The organism is Salmonella sp. SAL04196 (genome assembly GCF_046550835.1).
Taxonomy (GTDB): Bacteria; Pseudomonadota; Gammaproteobacteria; order Enterobacterales; family Enterobacteriaceae; genus Salmonella; species Salmonella enterica.
Genome location: NZ_JBGDXE010000001.1, coordinates 1,085,237 through 1,101,990 on the forward strand (window position 1 = coordinate 1,085,237; position 16,754 = coordinate 1,101,990).

Here is a 16,754-nt window from a genome sequence, read left to right on the forward strand (position 1 = left end):
TCAGTAATTCGCAACAAGGATTGGCGATCACAGTGGTTTGCCGTAGAATGACCGCCCTCATTAAGAGTGATTAAGGTGGTTAACCACAAACCCCGCAGCGGTCAGCCATCCGTTGCGTTTACATGGGACAGAGTAAGAAATTGAATAAACAACCGCGTTCGCTTTCACCGCTGGTGCTTTTGTCGGGAATTAGCAAAAGTTTCGATGGCAAAGAGGTCATTTCACAACTGGATTTGACCATTAACAATGGCGAATTCCTCACGCTGCTTGGCCCTTCCGGCTGCGGTAAAACAACCGTTCTTCGCCTGATTGCCGGCCTGGAAACCGTTGATGCCGGGCATATCATGTTGGATAACCAGGATATCACCCACGTTCCCGCCGAAAATCGTTATGTGAACACCGTATTTCAAAGCTACGCTTTATTTCCGCATATGACGGTGTTTGAAAATGTCGCGTTTGGCTTACGGATGCAAAAAACGCCAGCCGCCGAGATTGCGCCCCGCGTGACCGATGCGCTGCGTATGGTGCAGCTTGAAGAGTTTGCACAACGTAAACCGCACCAGCTTTCCGGCGGACAGCAGCAGCGTGTGGCTATCGCCCGCGCGGTGGTGAATAAACCTCGCCTGTTATTACTGGATGAATCGCTCTCCGCGCTGGACTATAAATTGCGCAAACAAATGCAGAACGAGCTTAAAGCATTACAGCGTAAACTCGGTATCACGTTTGTTTTTGTCACTCACGATCAGGAAGAAGCGCTCACCATGTCCGATCGTATCGTGGTAATGCGTAATGGCGTGATTGAGCAAGACGGCACGCCGCGTGAAATCTATGAAGAGCCAAAAAACCTGTTTGTCGCCGGTTTTATCGGCGAAATTAACCGCTTTGACGCAACCGTCATTGAACGGCTTGATGAACAGCGCGTCCGCGCCAGCGTAGAAGGTCGGGAGTGCAATATATACGTCAATTTCGCTGTCGAACCAGGCCAAAAACTGAACGTCCTGCTGCGACCGGAAGATCTACGCGTCGAAGAGATCAACGATGATAACCACATCGAAGGGCTTATCGGCTACGTGCGCGAGCGCAATTATAAAGGTATGACGCTGGAGTCGGTGGTTGAACTGGAAAATGGCAAAATGGTGATGGTCAGCGAATTCTTCAACGAAGACGATCCTGACTTCGACCATTCACTTGACCAAAAAATGGCCATTAGTTGGGTAGAAAGCTGGGAGGTCGTACTGGCTGATGAAGAACACAAGTAAATTCCAGAATGTAGTGATTGTCACTATCGTCGGTTGGCTTGTGTTGTTTGTTTTTCTGCCCAACCTGATGATCATTGGCACCAGCTTTCTGACCCGTGACGACGCCAGTTTCGTTAAGATGGTCTTTACGCTGGATAACTACGCACGCCTGCTCGATCCGCTCTATTTTGAAGTGCTCCTGCACTCTCTGAATATGGCGCTGATCGCCACCCTCTCCTGCCTGGTGCTAGGCTATCCTTTTGCCTGGTTTCTGGCGAAGTTACCGGAAAAGATACGTCCGTTATTGCTGTTTTTGCTGATCGTTCCTTTCTGGACCAACTCACTGATCCGCATCTATGGGTTGAAAATATTCCTGAGCACTAAAGGTTATCTCAATGAATTCCTGCTGTGGCTGGGCGTGATTGATACGCCGATTCGCATCATGTTCACCCCGAGCGCCGTTATTATCGGCCTGGTTTACATTTTGCTGCCGTTTATGGTCATGCCGCTCTACTCCAGCATTGAGAAGCTCGACAAACCACTACTGGAGGCCGCACGCGATCTCGGCGCCAGTAAAATGCAAACGTTCATCCGCATCATTATTCCATTAACCATGCCGGGCATTGTCGCCGGTTGCCTGCTCGTGATGCTACCGGCAATGGGCCTGTTCTACGTCTCCGATTTAATGGGTGGCGCGAAAAACCTGCTGATTGGTAACGTCATTAAGGTACAGTTCCTGAATATTCGCGACTGGCCGTTTGGCGCGGCTACCAGCATTACGCTGACCATTGTGATGGGACTCATGCTGTTGATTTACTGGCGGGCTTCCCGCTTATTGAATAAGAAGGTGAGTGATATAAGCGATTAATTGCGCAACGCTAACAAATCCACACGCATTCAGGCATGAAGTTTATTCAAGGGTAAACTTCATGCCTCCGGCATAAAAAACGCATGAAAGCAGTTGCCGCCAGTATTGCAAATCTACAACATCATCCGCGCCAGGCCTTCTTTTACTTTTACCTGTACCGACGCTATCACAGACAGTAATGCGTTTATACGCGAAGCTCTCAGGTTTTATACTGATTGCCAGTCTCTTTTAAAAATTATATTACATCCGATGCGCCCGCAGTGGAGATAGAAAGGGCCGATTTAATCAATTATGTAGTCATTTTTACTCCAGTATAAGTGAGATTAATATGCCAATTACTATAGGGAATGGTTTTTTAAAAAGTGAAATCCTTACCAACTCCCCAAGGAATACGAAAGAAGCATGGTGGAAAGTTTTATGGGAAAAAATTAAAGACTTCTTTTTTTCTACTGGCAAAGCAAAAGCGGACAGTTGTCTACATGAGATGTTGTTTGCCGATCGCACCCCCACACGAGAGCGGCTTACAGAGATTTTTTTTGAGTTAAAAGAGTTAGCCTGCGCATCACAAAGAGATAGATTTCAGGTTTATAATCCTAATGAAAATGATGATACTATTATTCTTCGCATCATGGATCAAAACGAAGAGAACGAATTGTTACGTATCACTCAAAATACCGATGCTTTTACCTGTGAAGTCATGGGGAATGCTTATTTTTTAATGAAAGATCGCCCGGATATTTTAAAACCGTATCCACAAATGACGGCCATGATTAATAGAAGATATAGCGAAATCGTAGGTTATCCCCTCCCTTCGACATTATGTCTCAATCCTGCTGGCGCACCGACATTATCGGTTCCATTAGACAACATAGAGGGGTATTTATATTCTGAATGGAGAAAAGGAAATTTAGATGAGTGGAAAACGCAAGAAAAGGCAACCTACCTGGCAGCGAAAATTCAGTCTGGGATTGAAAAGACAACGCGCATTTTACAGCATGCGAATATATCCGAAAGTACTCAGCAAAGCGCATTTTTAGAAACAATGGCGATGTGTGGCTTAAAACAGCTTGAAATACCACCACCGCATACCCACATACCTATTGAAAAAATGGTAGAAGAGGTTTTACTGGCGGATAAGACGTTTCAGGCGTTCCTCGTAACGGATCCCAGCGCCAGCCTAAGCATGTTAGGTGAGATAATCGAAACCCTCTCTGATCAGGTTTTTCACGCCATTTTTAGAATAGACCCCCAGGCTATACAAAAAATGGCGGAAGAACAGTTAACCACGCTACACGTTCGCTCAGAACAACAAAGCGGCTGTTTATGTTGTTTTTTATAAAATCAGACGACGCTTTCTCAGACGTCACGTTCAGGGTTTACTCACGTACTCCATGTTTGCCTACAGAGTAACCTCTTGCCTGGCGCAATAATGCCGCATATGACCGGATCGGATGAGAATAGTCATTTAAATGGCCTTTTTTTCCCGCTCGTCTGGCAATTTGTTGTAAAATTCGCGGCTTCAAGCGGCAGCTTGCTTCTTCCTGGCTGCTGATAACCGCGAGACGTTTTGGAGAGATTTTGGAGAAGAGAAAAAATTGATCATTTTCAATACTCTAAAAGCACCCCATCCTCTGAATAAGAAGGTGGAACTTGAATGATCGGTCGGCTGCTCCGTGGCGGTTTCATGACTGCCATCTATGCGTATCTGTATATTCCCATCATTATTCTGATTGTGAACTCCTTCAACAGTTCGCGGTTCGGCATTAACTGGCAGGGCTTTACCACTAAATGGTACGAACTATTGGTCAATAACGACAGTCTGTTGCAGGCCGCTCAACATTCACTGACGATGGCGATTTTTTCAGCGACCTTCGCCACGTTGATTGGCTCGTTAACCGCGGTGGCGCTTTATCGCTACCGCTTTCGCGGGAAGCCATTCGTCAGCGGGATGCTGTTTGTAGTAATGATGTCGCCGGATATCGTGATGGCGATCTCCCTGCTGGTGCTGTTTATGTTACTCGGCATTCAACTGGGCTTTTGGTCGTTGCTGTTCTCGCACATCACCTTTAGCCTGCCGTTTGTGGTCGTCACGGTCTATTCGCGCCTGAAAGGCTTTGATGTCAGAATGCTGGAAGCCGCAAAAGACCTGGGGGCCAGTGAGGTAACGATTTTACGCAAAATCATTCTGCCGCTGGCGATGCCGGCGGTGGCGGCGGGCTGGTTGCTGAGCTTTACGTTGTCGATGGACGATGTAGTGGTCTCGTCGTTTGTCACCGGGCCGGGCTATGAAATTTTACCCTTAAAGATTTATTCCATGGTAAAAGTCGGCGTTTCACCAGAAGTGAACGCGCTGGCGACCGTTTTATTGGTGCTGTCTCTGGTAATGGTCATTGCCAGCCAGCTTATTGCTCGTGATAAAACCAAGGGCCGATAAGGCCCGTAATTCAGGGGACGTTAAATGAAAAAATGGTCACGCCACCTGCTCGCGGCGGGCGCCCTGGCGCTGGGTATGAGTGCCGCTCATGCCTCCGACAACGACACGCTCTATTTCTATAACTGGACTGAGTATGTACCGCCGGGCCTGCTGGAACAGTTCACTAAAGAGACCGGCATTAAGGTGATTTATTCGACCTACGAGTCGAACGAAACCATGTATGCCAAACTCAAAACCTATAAAGATGGCGCGTATGACCTGGTTGTTCCTTCTACATACTATGTCGACAAAATGCGCAAAGAAGGCATGATCCAGAAGATCGATAAGTCGAAATTAACCAATTTCCACAACCTCGATCCGGAAATGCTCAACAAACCGTTTGACCCCAACAACGATTATTCCGTTCCATATATCTGGGGCGCAACGGCAATTGGCGTGAACAGCGATGCTATCGATCCAAAAACCATTACCAGCTGGGCTGACTTGTGGAAACCGGAATATAAAAACAGCCTGCTTTTAACCGACGATGCGCGAGAAGTCTTCCAGATGGCGCTGCGCAAGCTAGGTTATTCCGGTAACACTACCGATCCGAAAGAGATCGAAGCGGCATATGAAGAGTTGAAAAAACTGATGCCGAACGTAGCGGCCTTCAACTCCGATAATCCGGCGAATCCGTATATGGAAGGGGAAGTCAACCTGGGGATGGTGTGGAACGGTTCGGCCTTCGTTGCTCGTCAGGCTGGCACGCCGCTGGAGGTCGTCTGGCCGAAGGAAGGCGGTATTTTCTGGATGGACAGCCTGGCTATTCCGGCGAACGCGAAAAATAAAGAGGGCGCGCTGAAGCTAATCAACTTCCTGCTGCGTCCTGACGTCGCGAAAGAGGTGGCAGAAACCATCGGCTACCCTACCCCCAACCTGGCGGCGCGTAAGCTGTTAAGCCCGGAGGTCGCCAATGATAAGTCGCTCTATCCGGATGCGCAAACCATCAGCAAAGGCGAGTGGCAAAACGATGTCGGCGACGCCAGCGCCATTTATGAAGAGTATTATCAGAAGCTAAAAGCAGGACGCTAATTCAGCCAAAGCGCCTGTCGGGCCTACAGATGAACGTAACGTGAAATGTAGGCCGGATAAGGCGTTACCGGGCAAACAGCACTACAGCCCTTTCAGGAATTTATCAACAAATTCCGGCACAACCTGGCTTGCCGGGCCGTAGTGCTTCTCTTCAAACTCGCTGCCGACCTGGCTTGGCTCAAGATTCAGTTCCACCGTATGTGCGCCGTGCAGTTTTGCTTCATGCACAAAACCCGCAGCCGGATAGACATGACCGGATGTGCCAATGGCGATAAAAATATCCGCCATCGACAGCGCCATATAAATTTCATCCATGCCAAGCGGCATCTCGCCAAACCACACCACGTGCGGACGTAGCGGCGCCGGGAACTGACAGCAGTGACATTTATCTTCCGGCATCACATCACCGTTCCATTCCAGAATCTGGCCACTTTGCGAACAACGCACCTTCAACAGCTCGCCATGCATATGAATGATGTTGCGATTGCCCGCGCGTTCATGCAAATTGTCGATGTTTTGCGTCACCAGCAAAAAGCGATCGCCAAGCGCTTCTTCAAGCTTCGCTAACGCCAGATGCGCCGCATTGGGTTGTATTTCCGGCTGTTGAAGCTGCTGACGGCGGGCATTATAAAATGTCTGCACCAGCCCCGGATTACGGGCGAATCCTTCCGGCGTGGCCACATCTTCAACCCGATGCTCTTCCCAAAGGCCATCCGCCGCGCGAAACGTACGAATACCAGACTCTGCAGAAATTCCTGCACCTGTAAGGACTAATACTCTTGGGTTTTCCATCATTTCCGGCACCACTCTGTCTCTGAAAAAGATCCGCTGGCGCAGACGTTCACGCAACAGACGTTTATTTTTACGAAAGCGGCTTAATCGATGAAACCGACGCGACTGCATAACAACCTCTTTTTTTGATTAGTCGGTAAGATGTAAAAAAGCAGCACCGCGCATCCCACCTGCATCCCCATGCCGCGCACGCTCAATGCGCGGCGCGCGGGCAACAGGGAGGAGATGGCGCGGCAGTCTTTCCGCCAGTTGCGTTGTTATTGCCGTAAAGTTCGATAGTCCGCCGCCGATCACTAATAAATCGGGATCGACAATCGTCAGTATATTCCCCAGACAAACCGCCAGTAAATCCAGATAGCGCTCAACATGCGCGTGCGCCTGCTCATCGCCCTGCTCCCACAACGCGATAATCTCCGGCGCCTGCAGCGATTGATCATAATAATGCTGATATAGCCACGCAAACCCGCGCCCGGACAGATAATTCTCAATGCAGCCCATCTGACCGCATCCACAACGGCGGAGAGGAAAATCAAACCCCATCAACGTTAGCGCGTCAACCGGCAAACGCATATGACCAAACTCGCCGGTGATATAGCTCTGACCGGTAATCGGCTTCCCGTTTAGCACCAGGCCGCCGCCGACGCCGGTGCCGAGGATAAGCCCCATAACCAAAGGATATTGCGTGAATTCATCATCCCAGGCTTCGGACAAGGCAAAACAGTTAGCGTCATTGTCCAGACGCACATCGCGATCCAGTCGGGCGCTGAGATCGGCGCGCAACGGCTTACCGCTGGCTGCCGGGACATTCGCGGCGTACAGCGTGCCGTCTTCGGTTTCCGGCATACCAGGTATGCCAATCCCTACCGACCCTTTTACGCCAAATCGCTGGTCGGCTTCCGCGACCAGCTCGCACACGGCGTCTAAAAAGGCGCTATAGCTGGTATGGGGCGTGGGAACCCGTTTTTCCCACTGCAGCCGCCGCGTTGAGTCAAATACGCCTAACGCAATCTTTGTTCCGCCAATGTCAAACCCGTAATACATCACCGCTCCTTGTTTTTATATTCCGCGATTACTGGCCGCTCAATACTCGCGCAGGGTCAATGTTGCTCGCCCGCCGCGCCGGATACCAGCTCGCCAGTAAGCTTAACAACAACGCCGTGACCAGTACGTAAACAACGTCCAGCCAATGTAATTCGGATGGCAGGAAGTCGATAAAATAGATATCGCCGGACAAAAACTGATGCCCGATCGCCTTTTCAATCCCATTAATAATGGCGGTAAGCTGAAGCGAAACAACAACGCCGATCGCCACGCCAATCAAACTGCCCAGCAAGCCCGCCAGTAGTCCGTACCAGACGAAAATGGCACGAATCAAACCATCTTTCGCCCCCAGCGTTCTTAATACCGCAATGTCGCCGCTTTTGTCTTTTACCGCCATCACTAAGGTGGAAACGATATTAAAACAGGCCACGCCGATCACCAGAATCATCGCCAGATACATAATGGCGCGAATCATCTGGATATCGCGATACATATAGCCGTAGGTGCCGATCCAGCTCTTAATGTAGACATAGCTGTTAGTCACCTCACCCGCGTCACGCACCAGTTTGTTCGCATTAAACACGTCATGGACTTTAAGCGCGATACCGGAAACGCTGGACCCCATATCCAGATACTGCTGCGCATCCTCAAGCGGGATCATGGCGAAGCTGTGATCGAGCTGGCCGCTCAGTTGCAGAATCCCGATGACATGCAAACGCACGCGTTTGGGCTGGAGCAGCTTATGGTCGGCATTCGCATTGGGGATCATGATGGACACCCAGTCGCCCTGTTTCACGTTCAGCGCATCGGCGACACCTTTGCCGATAATGATCTGCTGTTCGCCCGCTTTGAAATGATCCCAGGCGTGATTTTGCACAAATGACGGTAACGCGCTAAGCTGCTGCTCTTGCTTAGGGTCGACGCCTTTAACCTGAATGGCGCGCAAATTCGCCCCGCTCTCTACCAGGCCGGTAAAATTGATATACGGCGCGGCGGCGGCAATGCCCGGCACCTTCTGCACTTTTGCCAGCGCTTCACGCCAGTTAGTCCACGGCTGATTGACCGCTTCAATCTCCCCGTGTGGAACCACCGCCAGAATACGGTTGTTCAACTCGCGTTCGAAACCGTTCATCGCGCTTAAACCGACAATCAATACCGCCACGCCCAGCGCGATACCGATGGTAGAAATGACGGAAATGAGCGAAACCATACCGCCGCGCCGCCGCCCACGGCTGAAGCGCAACCCAATTAATAATGATAAAGGCGACGCCATTACTCAGCCCCCATCAGGCTCAGTTCCGCCGTCAGGCGACCATCGCGCATCTCAAGCTGGCGGCTCATACGTTTCGCCAGTTGCAAATCGTGAGTCACCACCAGAAACGCGGTTCCCTGCAGACGATTTAACTCGCCCAGAAGCTCAAAAATACTGTCGGCATTACGCGCATCCAGATTACCGGTCGGCTCATCCGCCAGTACCAGACGCGGGTTATTCACCAACGCGCGCGCTATCGCGACACGCTGGCGCTCACCGCCGGAAAGTTCCGAAGGTCGATGGGTTGCGCGATGCTCCAGCCCTACGGCGTGCAGCATTTCTCGCGCCCGAGCGTCAATCTCCGCCGGTTTCTTTTTGCCAATTAATAATGGCATCGCCACGTTTTCCAGCGCCGTAAAATCCGGCAGGAGATGATGAAACTGATAGATAAACCCCAGTTTCTGGTTACGTAATTCCGCTTTTGCCGCAGAAGAGAGTTTGCTCATCGGCTGGCCGCTAAAAATCACATCGCCAGAGGTAGGCGTATCCAGCCCGCCTAACAGATGCAGCAACGTACTTTTACCCGAACCGGAACTGCCGACGATCGCCATCATTTCGCCTTCGCCGATACTGAAGCTGACATCGTGCAACACGTCGGTTTGTACGGTGCCTTCCTGATAGCGTTTGCACAGGTTGTCGCATTGCAACAGGATCTTATTCATAACGTAAAGCCTCAGCGGGTTGAGTGGCGGCAGCGCGCCAGGAAGGATAAAGCGTAGAAAGCAGCGCGATGGCCATTGCCACCAGAGCGATAACGATCACCTGTAACGGCTCTATCGCCACGGGCAACGCAGCGCCATCCAGAAACGCGCCGATGATCGGCATCAGGTTATTCAGTTGGCTGGCAAGCAATGCGCCCAGCGCGGCGCCCAACAGCGCGCCGATAATCCCGGCGCTGGCACCCTGCACCATAAAGACCATCATAATTTGTCGCGGCGTCAGCCCTTGAGTTTGTAAAATCGCCACTTCGCCCTGCTTCTCCATGACCATCAGACCCAACGAAGTAATAATGTTAAAAGCCGCGACCGCCACGATGAGGCTCAGCAACAATCCCATCATGTTCTTTTCCATGCGCACAGCCTGGAACAACTCGCCTTTACGTTCGCGCCAGTCCTGCCACTTCGTGCCTTGCGGCAGCGTCTGTTGGCTGAGGGTATCGACTTGCAGCGGTTCATCCAGCCACAGACGCCAGCCGGTAATATTGCCTGCCGGATAGCGCATTAAACGCGATGCGTCCTGAATATTGACCAGCATTTCATAGCCATCGACCTCGCTATTGGCGGCAAATGTGCCAATCACCGTAAACAGACGCTGGCTGGGCAGACGTCCCATTGGCGTAAACTGGCTGGCAGATGGCACCATTAGCCGAATCTGATCGCCACGGTTGACCCCTAACTGTCCGGCGAGCTGCTCGCCGAGGATGACATTATACTTACCCGGCTGTAATTCGCTTTGCTTCACATTGACCAGATACGGCGTTAACGGATCTTTTTGCGCCGGATCGATACCCAACATCACGCCAACCGCAACGCTACGCGCGCTTTGCAGTACGACATCGCCCGTCGTCAGCGGCGCAATACGGTTAACGCCTTGCAGATTCACCGCTTTTTCCGGCATCTGATTCGGGTTAAGAGAACCATGTTCAGCAGAGAGGATGGCCTGAGGCATCAAACCAAGAATGTTATTTTGCAGTTCGCGCTCAAAACCGTTCATCACCGACAATACCGTGACCAGCGCCATCACCCCCAGGGTAATGCCGATAGTGGAAAGCCAGGAAACGAAGCGACCGAAGCGATCTGCTGCACGCCCGCGCATGTAACGCAGGCCAATGAATAGAGCGACAGGTTGATACATGTAATCCGTCTGGTTGCTGTTAGCAAAGTCCCGAGTATATAAGCGAAAGCGGAATGCGTAAATGTCTGAACCGTAAGAGTTCGTCAGCGTTATTCTGAAAAAGGCCGACAAATCAAGTCACTTACATGTTCATACTTTACCTGTTCGGCGCGTTATCCGGCGGATTCAATTTGCTAATAAACAACGATCGCGGATAATAAAGAACATTGCTTATCAGTCATATGCCCCTGAATACCTGAGTCCTTCATGCTGTCCCGGCGCGCAGCCAACCATGAAGCAGCCTGAAGGGTGACGCGTAGAGTGCGGCGTAAAACAAAAAGAGATACTGACAACCGTTATGCCTGAAAAACAACGTTACACGCTGCCGACAAAAGCGGGCGATCAGCGCCAGTTGGGCGAACTTACCGGCGCCGCCTGCGCTACGCTGGTGGCGGAGATAGCCGAACGCCATGCCGGTCCGGTGGTACTCATAGCGCCTGACATGCAAAATGCTCTGCGATTGCATGATGAAATCCGCCAGTTTACCGATCAGATGGTCATGAACCTGGCGGACTGGGAAACGCTACCGTATGACAGCTTCTCCCCGCATCAGGAAATTATCTCTTCGCGCCTGTCCACACTCTACCAGTTGCCGTCGATGCAGCGCGGCGTCTTGATTGTACCGGTAAACACCCTGATGCAGCGCGTTTGTCCGCATAGCTATCTGCATGGTCATGCGCTGGTGATGAAAAAAGGCCAGCGGCTGTCCCGCGACGCTCTGCGCGCGCAGCTTGACAGCGCCGGTTATCGGCATGTCGATCAGGTGATGGAGCATGGCGAATACGCGACGCGCGGCGCGCTGTTGGATCTCTTTCCGATGGGCAGCGAACAGCCTTATCGCCTCGACTTTTTTGATGATGAAATCGACAGCCTGCGTCTGTTTGACGCGGATACCCAGCGTACGCTGGAGGAGGTCGAGGCCATCAATTTGTTGCCCGCGCACGAATTTCCTACCGACAAAGCCGCTATTGAGCTTTTCCGTAGCCAGTGGCGCGATACCTTTGAGGTAAAACGCGACGCCGAGCACATCTATCAGCAGGTCAGCAAAGGCACCCTGCCCGCCGGGATCGAATACTGGCAGCCGCTCTTTTTCAGCGAACCGTTACCGCCATTATTTAGCTACTTCCCCGCCAATACTCTGGTGGTGAATACCGGCTCGCTGGAAACCAGCGCCGAACGCTTTCAGGCCGATACGCTGGCGCGCTTTGAAAATCGCGGCGTCGATCCTATGCGCCCACTTTTGCCGCCGGAAGCCCTCTGGCTACGGGTAGATGAGCTCTTTTCCGAGCTTAAACGCTGGCCTCGCCTCCAGCTTAAAACCGACCATCTGCCGGAAAAAGCCGCCAATACCAATCTCGGTTTCCAGAAATTACCGGATTTGGCTATCCAGGCACAGCAGAAAGCGCCGCTGGACGCGCTGCGTAAGTTCCTCGAATCTTTCAGCGGCCCGGTGATTTTTTCGGTGGAAAGCGAAGGACGCCGCGAAGCGCTGGGAGAGCTCCTGGCTCGCATAAAAATCGCGCCGAAGCGGATATTACGCCTGGACGAGGCGCAGGATGCGGGGCGCTATCTGATGATTGGCGCCGCAGAACATGGTTTTATTGACACCCAACGCAATCTGGCTCTGATTTGTGAAAGCGATCTCCTGGGTGAGCGGGTTGCACGTCGCCGCCTGGATTCCCGTCGTACGATCAACCCGGATACGTTGATTCGTAATCTGGCGGAGCTCCACGTCGGTCAACCGGTAGTGCATCTGGAGCACGGCGTCGGGCGTTATGCCGGCATGACCACGCTGGAGGCTGGCGGCATCAAGGGTGAGTATCTGATGCTCACTTACGCCAATGACGCCAAACTGTATGTGCCGGTCTCCTCGTTGCATCTGATTAGCCGCTATGCTGGCGGCGCGGAAGAAAGTGCGCCGCTGCATAAACTGGGCGGCGACGCCTGGTCGCGCGCCCGGCAGAAAGCGGCGGAAAAAGTGCGCGATGTCGCAGCGGAACTGTTGGATATTTATGCGCAACGGGCGGCAAAAGAGGGTTTTGCCTTTAAGCATGATCGTGAGCAATATCAGTTATTCTGCGACAGCTTCCCGTTTGAAACGACGCCCGATCAAGCACAGGCGATTAACGCCGTATTGAGCGATATGTGCCAACCGCTGGCGATGGACAGGCTGGTGTGCGGCGACGTCGGCTTCGGCAAAACCGAAGTGGCGATGCGCGCCGCGTTCCTGGCGGTGGAAAACCATAAACAGGTGGCGGTACTGGTGCCGACTACGCTGCTGGCGCAGCAACACTATGACAACTTCCGCGACCGTTTCGCCAACTGGCCGGTACGCATTGAGATGCTGTCCCGCTTTCGCAGCGCCAAAGAGCAGACGCAAATCCTGGCGGAAGCCGCCGAGGGTAAGATCGATATTCTGATCGGTACGCATAAACTGCTACAAAGCGATGTGAAGCTGCGCGACCTCGGCCTGCTGATTGTCGATGAAGAGCACCGTTTCGGCGTGCGCCACAAAGAGCGAATCAAGGCGATGCGCGCCGATGTCGATATTCTGACGCTCACGGCGACGCCGATCCCGCGGACGCTGAATATGGCGATGAGCGGTATGCGCGATCTCTCCATTATCGCCACCCCCCCTGCCCGTCGTCTGGCGGTAAAAACCTTTGTCCGCGAGTATGATAGCCTGGTAGTAAGGGAAGCGATTCTGCGTGAAATCCTGCGCGGCGGTCAGGTTTACTATTTGTACAATGATGTCGAAAATATTCAGAAAGCCGCAGAGCGGCTGGCGGAACTGGTGCCGGAAGCGCGAATCGCTATAGGCCACGGGCAGATGCGCGAACGTGAGCTGGAACGGGTCATGAACGATTTCCACCATCAACGTTTTAACGTGCTGGTGTGTACTACCATTATCGAAACGGGGATCGACATTCCCACCGCTAACACGATCATCATTGAACGCGCGGATCATTTCGGCCTCGCGCAGTTGCACCAGTTGCGTGGCCGCGTAGGGCGCTCGCACCACCAGGCCTACGCCTGGCTATTGACGCCACATCCTAAGGCCATGACCACCGATGCGCAAAAACGGCTGGAGGCGATTGCGTCGCTGGAGGATTTAGGCGCCGGGTTTGCGCTGGCGACCCACGATCTGGAGATCCGCGGCGCAGGCGAACTGCTTGGCGAAGAGCAAAGCGGCTCAATGGAAACCATCGGCTTCTCACTCTACATGGAACTGCTGGAAAACGCCGTCGATGCGCTGAAAGCAGGCCGCGAACCCTCGCTGGAAGATCTCACCAGTCAGCAAACGGAAGTCGAGCTGCGAATGCCGTCGTTACTGCCGGATGATTTTATTCCGGATGTTAATACCCGGCTGTCATTCTATAAACGCATTGCCAGCGCGAAGAACGAAAACGAGCTGGAAGAGATCAAAGTGGAATTGATCGATCGCTTCGGCCTGCTGCCCGATCCAGCGCGTAATCTGCTGGATATCGCCCGCCTTCGCCAACAGGCGCAAAAGCTCGGCATCCGAAAACTGGAGGGTAACGAGAAAGGCGGAACGATTGAGTTCGCCGAGAAAAACCACGTTGACCCTGCCTGGCTTATCGGGTTGCTGCAAAAACAACCGCAGCATTTCCGTCTGGATGGCCCGACGCGCCTCAAGTTTATTCAGGATTTAAGCGAACGTAAAACGCGTATAGACTGGGTACGCCAGTTCATGCAGCAACTGGAAGAAAACGCTATTGCATAAGCGTCAGGCCGGGCGTCATTACCCTGCGTCCGGCCTAATCTTTACAAATTCTTTGCACTTCCCTGCAGTTCCAGACACAGCCAGCCGCCATAATTCTTATTTCCTCTTTTATAAAAATAACCACATAATAATCATGGGTTTATTATAATGTTCAACAATACGCGACTCTCTCGCTGGTGGGCGTTGTTTGCGCTTACCGCGACCATCATGCTTGCCCTTCCCGCGCAGGCAAATACGTGGCCTCTTCCGCCCCCCGGCAGTCGACTGGTGGGAGAAAATAAATTCCATGTCGTTGAAGACGACGGCGGCTCGCTGGAGGCGATCGCCAAAAAATATAACGTGGGCTTTTTAGCCCTGTTACAGGCCAACCCCGGCATTGATCCTTACGTGCCACGCGCAGGCAGCGTGCTGACGATTCCGCTGCAAACGCTGCTACCGGACGCGCCACGTGAAGGTATCGTCATTAACCTCGCGGAATTACGGCTTTACTATTATCAACCGGGGAAAAATACGGTCACGGTCTACCCTATCGGGATTGGCCAACTGGGCGGCGATACCCTGACGCCAACGATGGTGACGACCATTTCGGATAAACGCGCCAATCCAACCTGGACGCCGACCGCCAATATTCGCGCCCGTTATAAAGCGCAAGGCATCGATCTCCCCGCCGTGGTGCCTGCCGGTCCCGATAACCCAATGGGGCATCACGCGATTCGTTTAGCGGCCTACGGCGGCGTCTATCTGTTACATGGCACGAATGCCGATTTTGGCATTGGTATGCGCGTCAGTTCCGGCTGTATCCGTCTGCGCGACGGTGATATAGAGACATTGTTCCGTCAGGTCACGCCGGGAACCAAAGTGAATATTATCAATACGCCGATTAAAGCCTCGGTGGAGCCAGGCGGCGTGCGACTGGTGGAAGTTCATCAGCCGCTGTCTAAAAATATAGGCGACGATCCGCAGGTGCTGCCGATTGTGCTGAATGGCCCGATGCAGACCTTTAAGGACGCGCCGCAGACCGACGCCGCGGTGATGGAACATGTTATGGAAGTGCGCTCCGGAATGCCGGTGGATGTAACCCGTCAATCAGAGGCGAAACCGCAGTCGCTGTAAGCGTGAATAGCTGACCGACAAAAAAGCCTCGCGATGCATCGCGAGGCTTTCTCTTTTTATTGTGGCAATCGCAGCGGCATTAATGAGGGTTAATGCTTACTTATAGATTACCGCCGTACCGTGAAGGGTATTCGGGCCGGTAACAGAGGTAATACGGAAAGACTTCGCCCCCATCTCCTGCGCTTTTTGCGCCAGCTGATCTTCCAGCGAGCCCAGATTCGTGCCGCCATTCGCGGAAATGGTGCCAAACTTCTGTTGACCTTCTGGCGTTGCCTGAACTTCAACGGCGGCGAAGCTGGCGAATGAGAGCGAACTCAGTACCACAGCAGCGATGAGGGTTTTTATGTTTTTCATAGTGATGACCTTTAGCAGATGAATGGGTGTCGTAAGCATTAACTTAACGATCGATAAGTTAATCATAGATGTGATCTACATCACACGTCAACTTCTTTTTATAATGATCGTTATATAATTTATAAAGATGTTATTTTTCATGTGAATAGAATTGATTTATTTTTCTAATGAATACTCTGGAGCCAGAAGTGGTTTGTTTTTATAATAGAGAGACCGCTCTTTAAACAGGTACAACGGCATCATGACAACGGATACCACGAGTTGCGCGAAGAAAAGCCGTGGCCGACCAAAAGTGTTCGACAGGGAAGCTGCGCTTGATAAGGCCATGACTCTCTTCTGGCAGCACGGCTATGAAGCAACTTCGCTTGCCGATCTCGTAGAGGCTACCGGGGCGAAAGCGCCTACTCTCTATGCGGAATTCACTAACAAAGAAGGATTATTTCGCGCTGTCCTGGATCGCTACATCACTCGCTTTGCCTCAAAGCACGAAGCCCAGCTCTTTTGTGAAGAGAAAAGCGTGGAATCGGCGCTGGAAGATTACTTCACAGAAATTGCCGCCTGCTTTACCAGTACGGACACGCCGGCTGGCTGCTTTATGATTAATACGTCCGCCACCCTCGCCGCCTCCTCACGCGATATCGCTCGCACGGTAAAATCACGCCACGCCATGCAGGAACAGACGCTCATCCAGTTTTTGCGCCAACGTCAGGAGCGCGGTGAAATTCCGGCGCACTGTAACCCGCAGGCGCTCGCGGAATATATCAACTGTATTTTACAGGGAATGTCGATCAGCGCCCGCGAGGGAGCCACCTTCGAACAACTGATGCAAATTACGCGTACGACCCTGCGCATCTGGCCTGAACTGCTCAAGTCCTGAACAACGCAGCTTCGGA

Annotated in this window: 14 protein-coding genes; 8 read left to right on the forward strand and 6 right to left on the reverse strand. The window is 52.3% G+C overall.

Annotated elements, in window-relative coordinates:
* Nucleotides 1–122: 122 nt before the first annotated feature.
* The 5 genes from potA (at nucleotide 123) to potD (ending at nucleotide 5,611) form a co-directional block, all read left to right on the forward strand.
* Nucleotides 123–1,259, forward strand: coding sequence for a spermidine/putrescine ABC transporter ATP-binding protein PotA (potA, locus tag ACLJPE_RS05635; protein ID WP_000531582.1), 1,137 nt, complete (start codon nucleotides 123–125; stop codon nucleotides 1,257–1,259).
* Nucleotides 1,243–2,106: a spermidine/putrescine ABC transporter permease PotB gene (gene potB, locus ACLJPE_RS05640; protein WP_000799391.1), complete on the forward strand. Its 864-nt coding sequence runs from the start codon at nucleotides 1,243–1,245 to the stop codon at nucleotides 2,104–2,106. Before potA ends, potB begins: the two co-directional genes overlap by 17 nt.
* Nucleotides 2,107–2,434: 328 nt before the next feature.
* Complete coding sequence (sifA, locus tag ACLJPE_RS05645) at nucleotides 2,435–3,445, forward strand: SPI-2 type III secretion system effector SifA (RefSeq protein WP_001633152.1); 1,011 nt, start codon at nucleotides 2,435–2,437, stop codon at nucleotides 3,443–3,445.
* A gap of 315 nt (nucleotides 3,446–3,760) precedes the next feature.
* Complete coding sequence (gene potC / locus ACLJPE_RS05650) at nucleotides 3,761–4,540, forward strand: spermidine/putrescine ABC transporter permease PotC (RefSeq protein WP_000580299.1); 780 nt, start codon at nucleotides 3,761–3,763, stop codon at nucleotides 4,538–4,540.
* Between the two features lie 24 nt (nucleotides 4,541–4,564).
* Nucleotides 4,565–5,611: a spermidine/putrescine ABC transporter substrate-binding protein PotD gene (potD, locus tag ACLJPE_RS05655; RefSeq protein WP_000759329.1), complete on the forward strand. Its 1,047-nt coding sequence runs from the start codon at nucleotides 4,565–4,567 to the stop codon at nucleotides 5,609–5,611.
* A gap of 81 nt (nucleotides 5,612–5,692) precedes the next feature.
* Here potD and cobB read toward each other — a convergent pair whose 3' ends face one another.
* From cobB to lolC, 5 genes are read right to left on the reverse strand one after another with little or no spacing between them, the layout of a single operon-like run.
* Entirely contained in the window at nucleotides 5,693–6,514 is an 822-nt protein-coding gene (gene cobB / locus ACLJPE_RS05660; protein WP_001191856.1) for a Sir2 family NAD+-dependent deacetylase, read from the reverse strand.
* A gap of 18 nt (nucleotides 6,515–6,532) precedes the next feature.
* Nucleotides 6,533–7,444 carry an N-acetylglucosamine kinase gene (gene nagK, locus ACLJPE_RS05665; RefSeq protein ID WP_000291330.1) on the reverse strand — a complete coding sequence of 304 codons (912 nt, stop codon included), beginning with the start codon at nucleotides 7,442–7,444 and terminating at the stop codon, nucleotides 6,533–6,535.
* A gap of 28 nt (nucleotides 7,445–7,472) precedes the next feature.
* Entirely contained in the window at nucleotides 7,473–8,717 is a 1,245-nt protein-coding gene (lolE, locus tag ACLJPE_RS05670; protein WP_000168091.1) for a lipoprotein-releasing ABC transporter permease subunit LolE, read from the reverse strand.
* Nucleotides 8,717–9,418 (reverse strand): lipoprotein-releasing ABC transporter ATP-binding protein LolD, encoded by a 702-nt coding sequence (gene lolD / locus ACLJPE_RS05675; protein WP_001033714.1) that lies wholly within the window; start codon nucleotides 9,416–9,418, stop codon nucleotides 8,717–8,719. The genes lolE and lolD overlap by 1 nt, the downstream gene beginning before the upstream one ends.
* Nucleotides 9,411–10,610, reverse strand: a complete 1,200-nt coding sequence (gene lolC / locus ACLJPE_RS05680; RefSeq protein WP_001518787.1) for a lipoprotein-releasing ABC transporter permease subunit LolC — start codon at nucleotides 10,608–10,610, stop codon at nucleotides 9,411–9,413. The genes lolD and lolC overlap by 8 nt, the downstream gene beginning before the upstream one ends.
* A 337-nt stretch (nucleotides 10,611–10,947) precedes the next feature.
* Here lolC and mfd point away from each other — a divergent pair, with 337 nt between their 5' ends.
* Both mfd and ACLJPE_RS05690 read left to right on the forward strand, forming a co-directional pair.
* Complete coding sequence (gene mfd / locus ACLJPE_RS05685) at nucleotides 10,948–14,394, forward strand: transcription-repair coupling factor (RefSeq protein WP_001114323.1); 3,447 nt, start codon at nucleotides 10,948–10,950, stop codon at nucleotides 14,392–14,394.
* A gap of 147 nt (nucleotides 14,395–14,541) precedes the next feature.
* Nucleotides 14,542–15,507 carry a L,D-transpeptidase family protein gene (locus ACLJPE_RS05690; protein ID WP_000482962.1) on the forward strand — a complete coding sequence of 322 codons (966 nt, stop codon included), beginning with the start codon at nucleotides 14,542–14,544 and terminating at the stop codon, nucleotides 15,505–15,507.
* Between the two features lie 96 nt (nucleotides 15,508–15,603).
* On the opposite strand, the gene bhsA is transcribed toward ACLJPE_RS05690, so the two are convergent.
* Complete coding sequence (gene bhsA / locus ACLJPE_RS05695) at nucleotides 15,604–15,861, reverse strand: multiple stress resistance protein BhsA (RefSeq protein WP_000789664.1); 258 nt, start codon at nucleotides 15,859–15,861, stop codon at nucleotides 15,604–15,606.
* A 241-nt stretch (nucleotides 15,862–16,102) separates the two neighbouring features.
* Between bhsA and comR the strand changes: the two genes are divergently transcribed.
* Nucleotides 16,103–16,738 carry a TetR family copper-responsive transcriptional repressor ComR gene (gene comR / locus ACLJPE_RS05700; protein WP_000205986.1) on the forward strand — a complete coding sequence of 212 codons (636 nt, stop codon included), beginning with the start codon at nucleotides 16,103–16,105 and terminating at the stop codon, nucleotides 16,736–16,738.
* The last annotated feature ends 16 nt before the right edge of the window (nucleotides 16,739–16,754 follow it).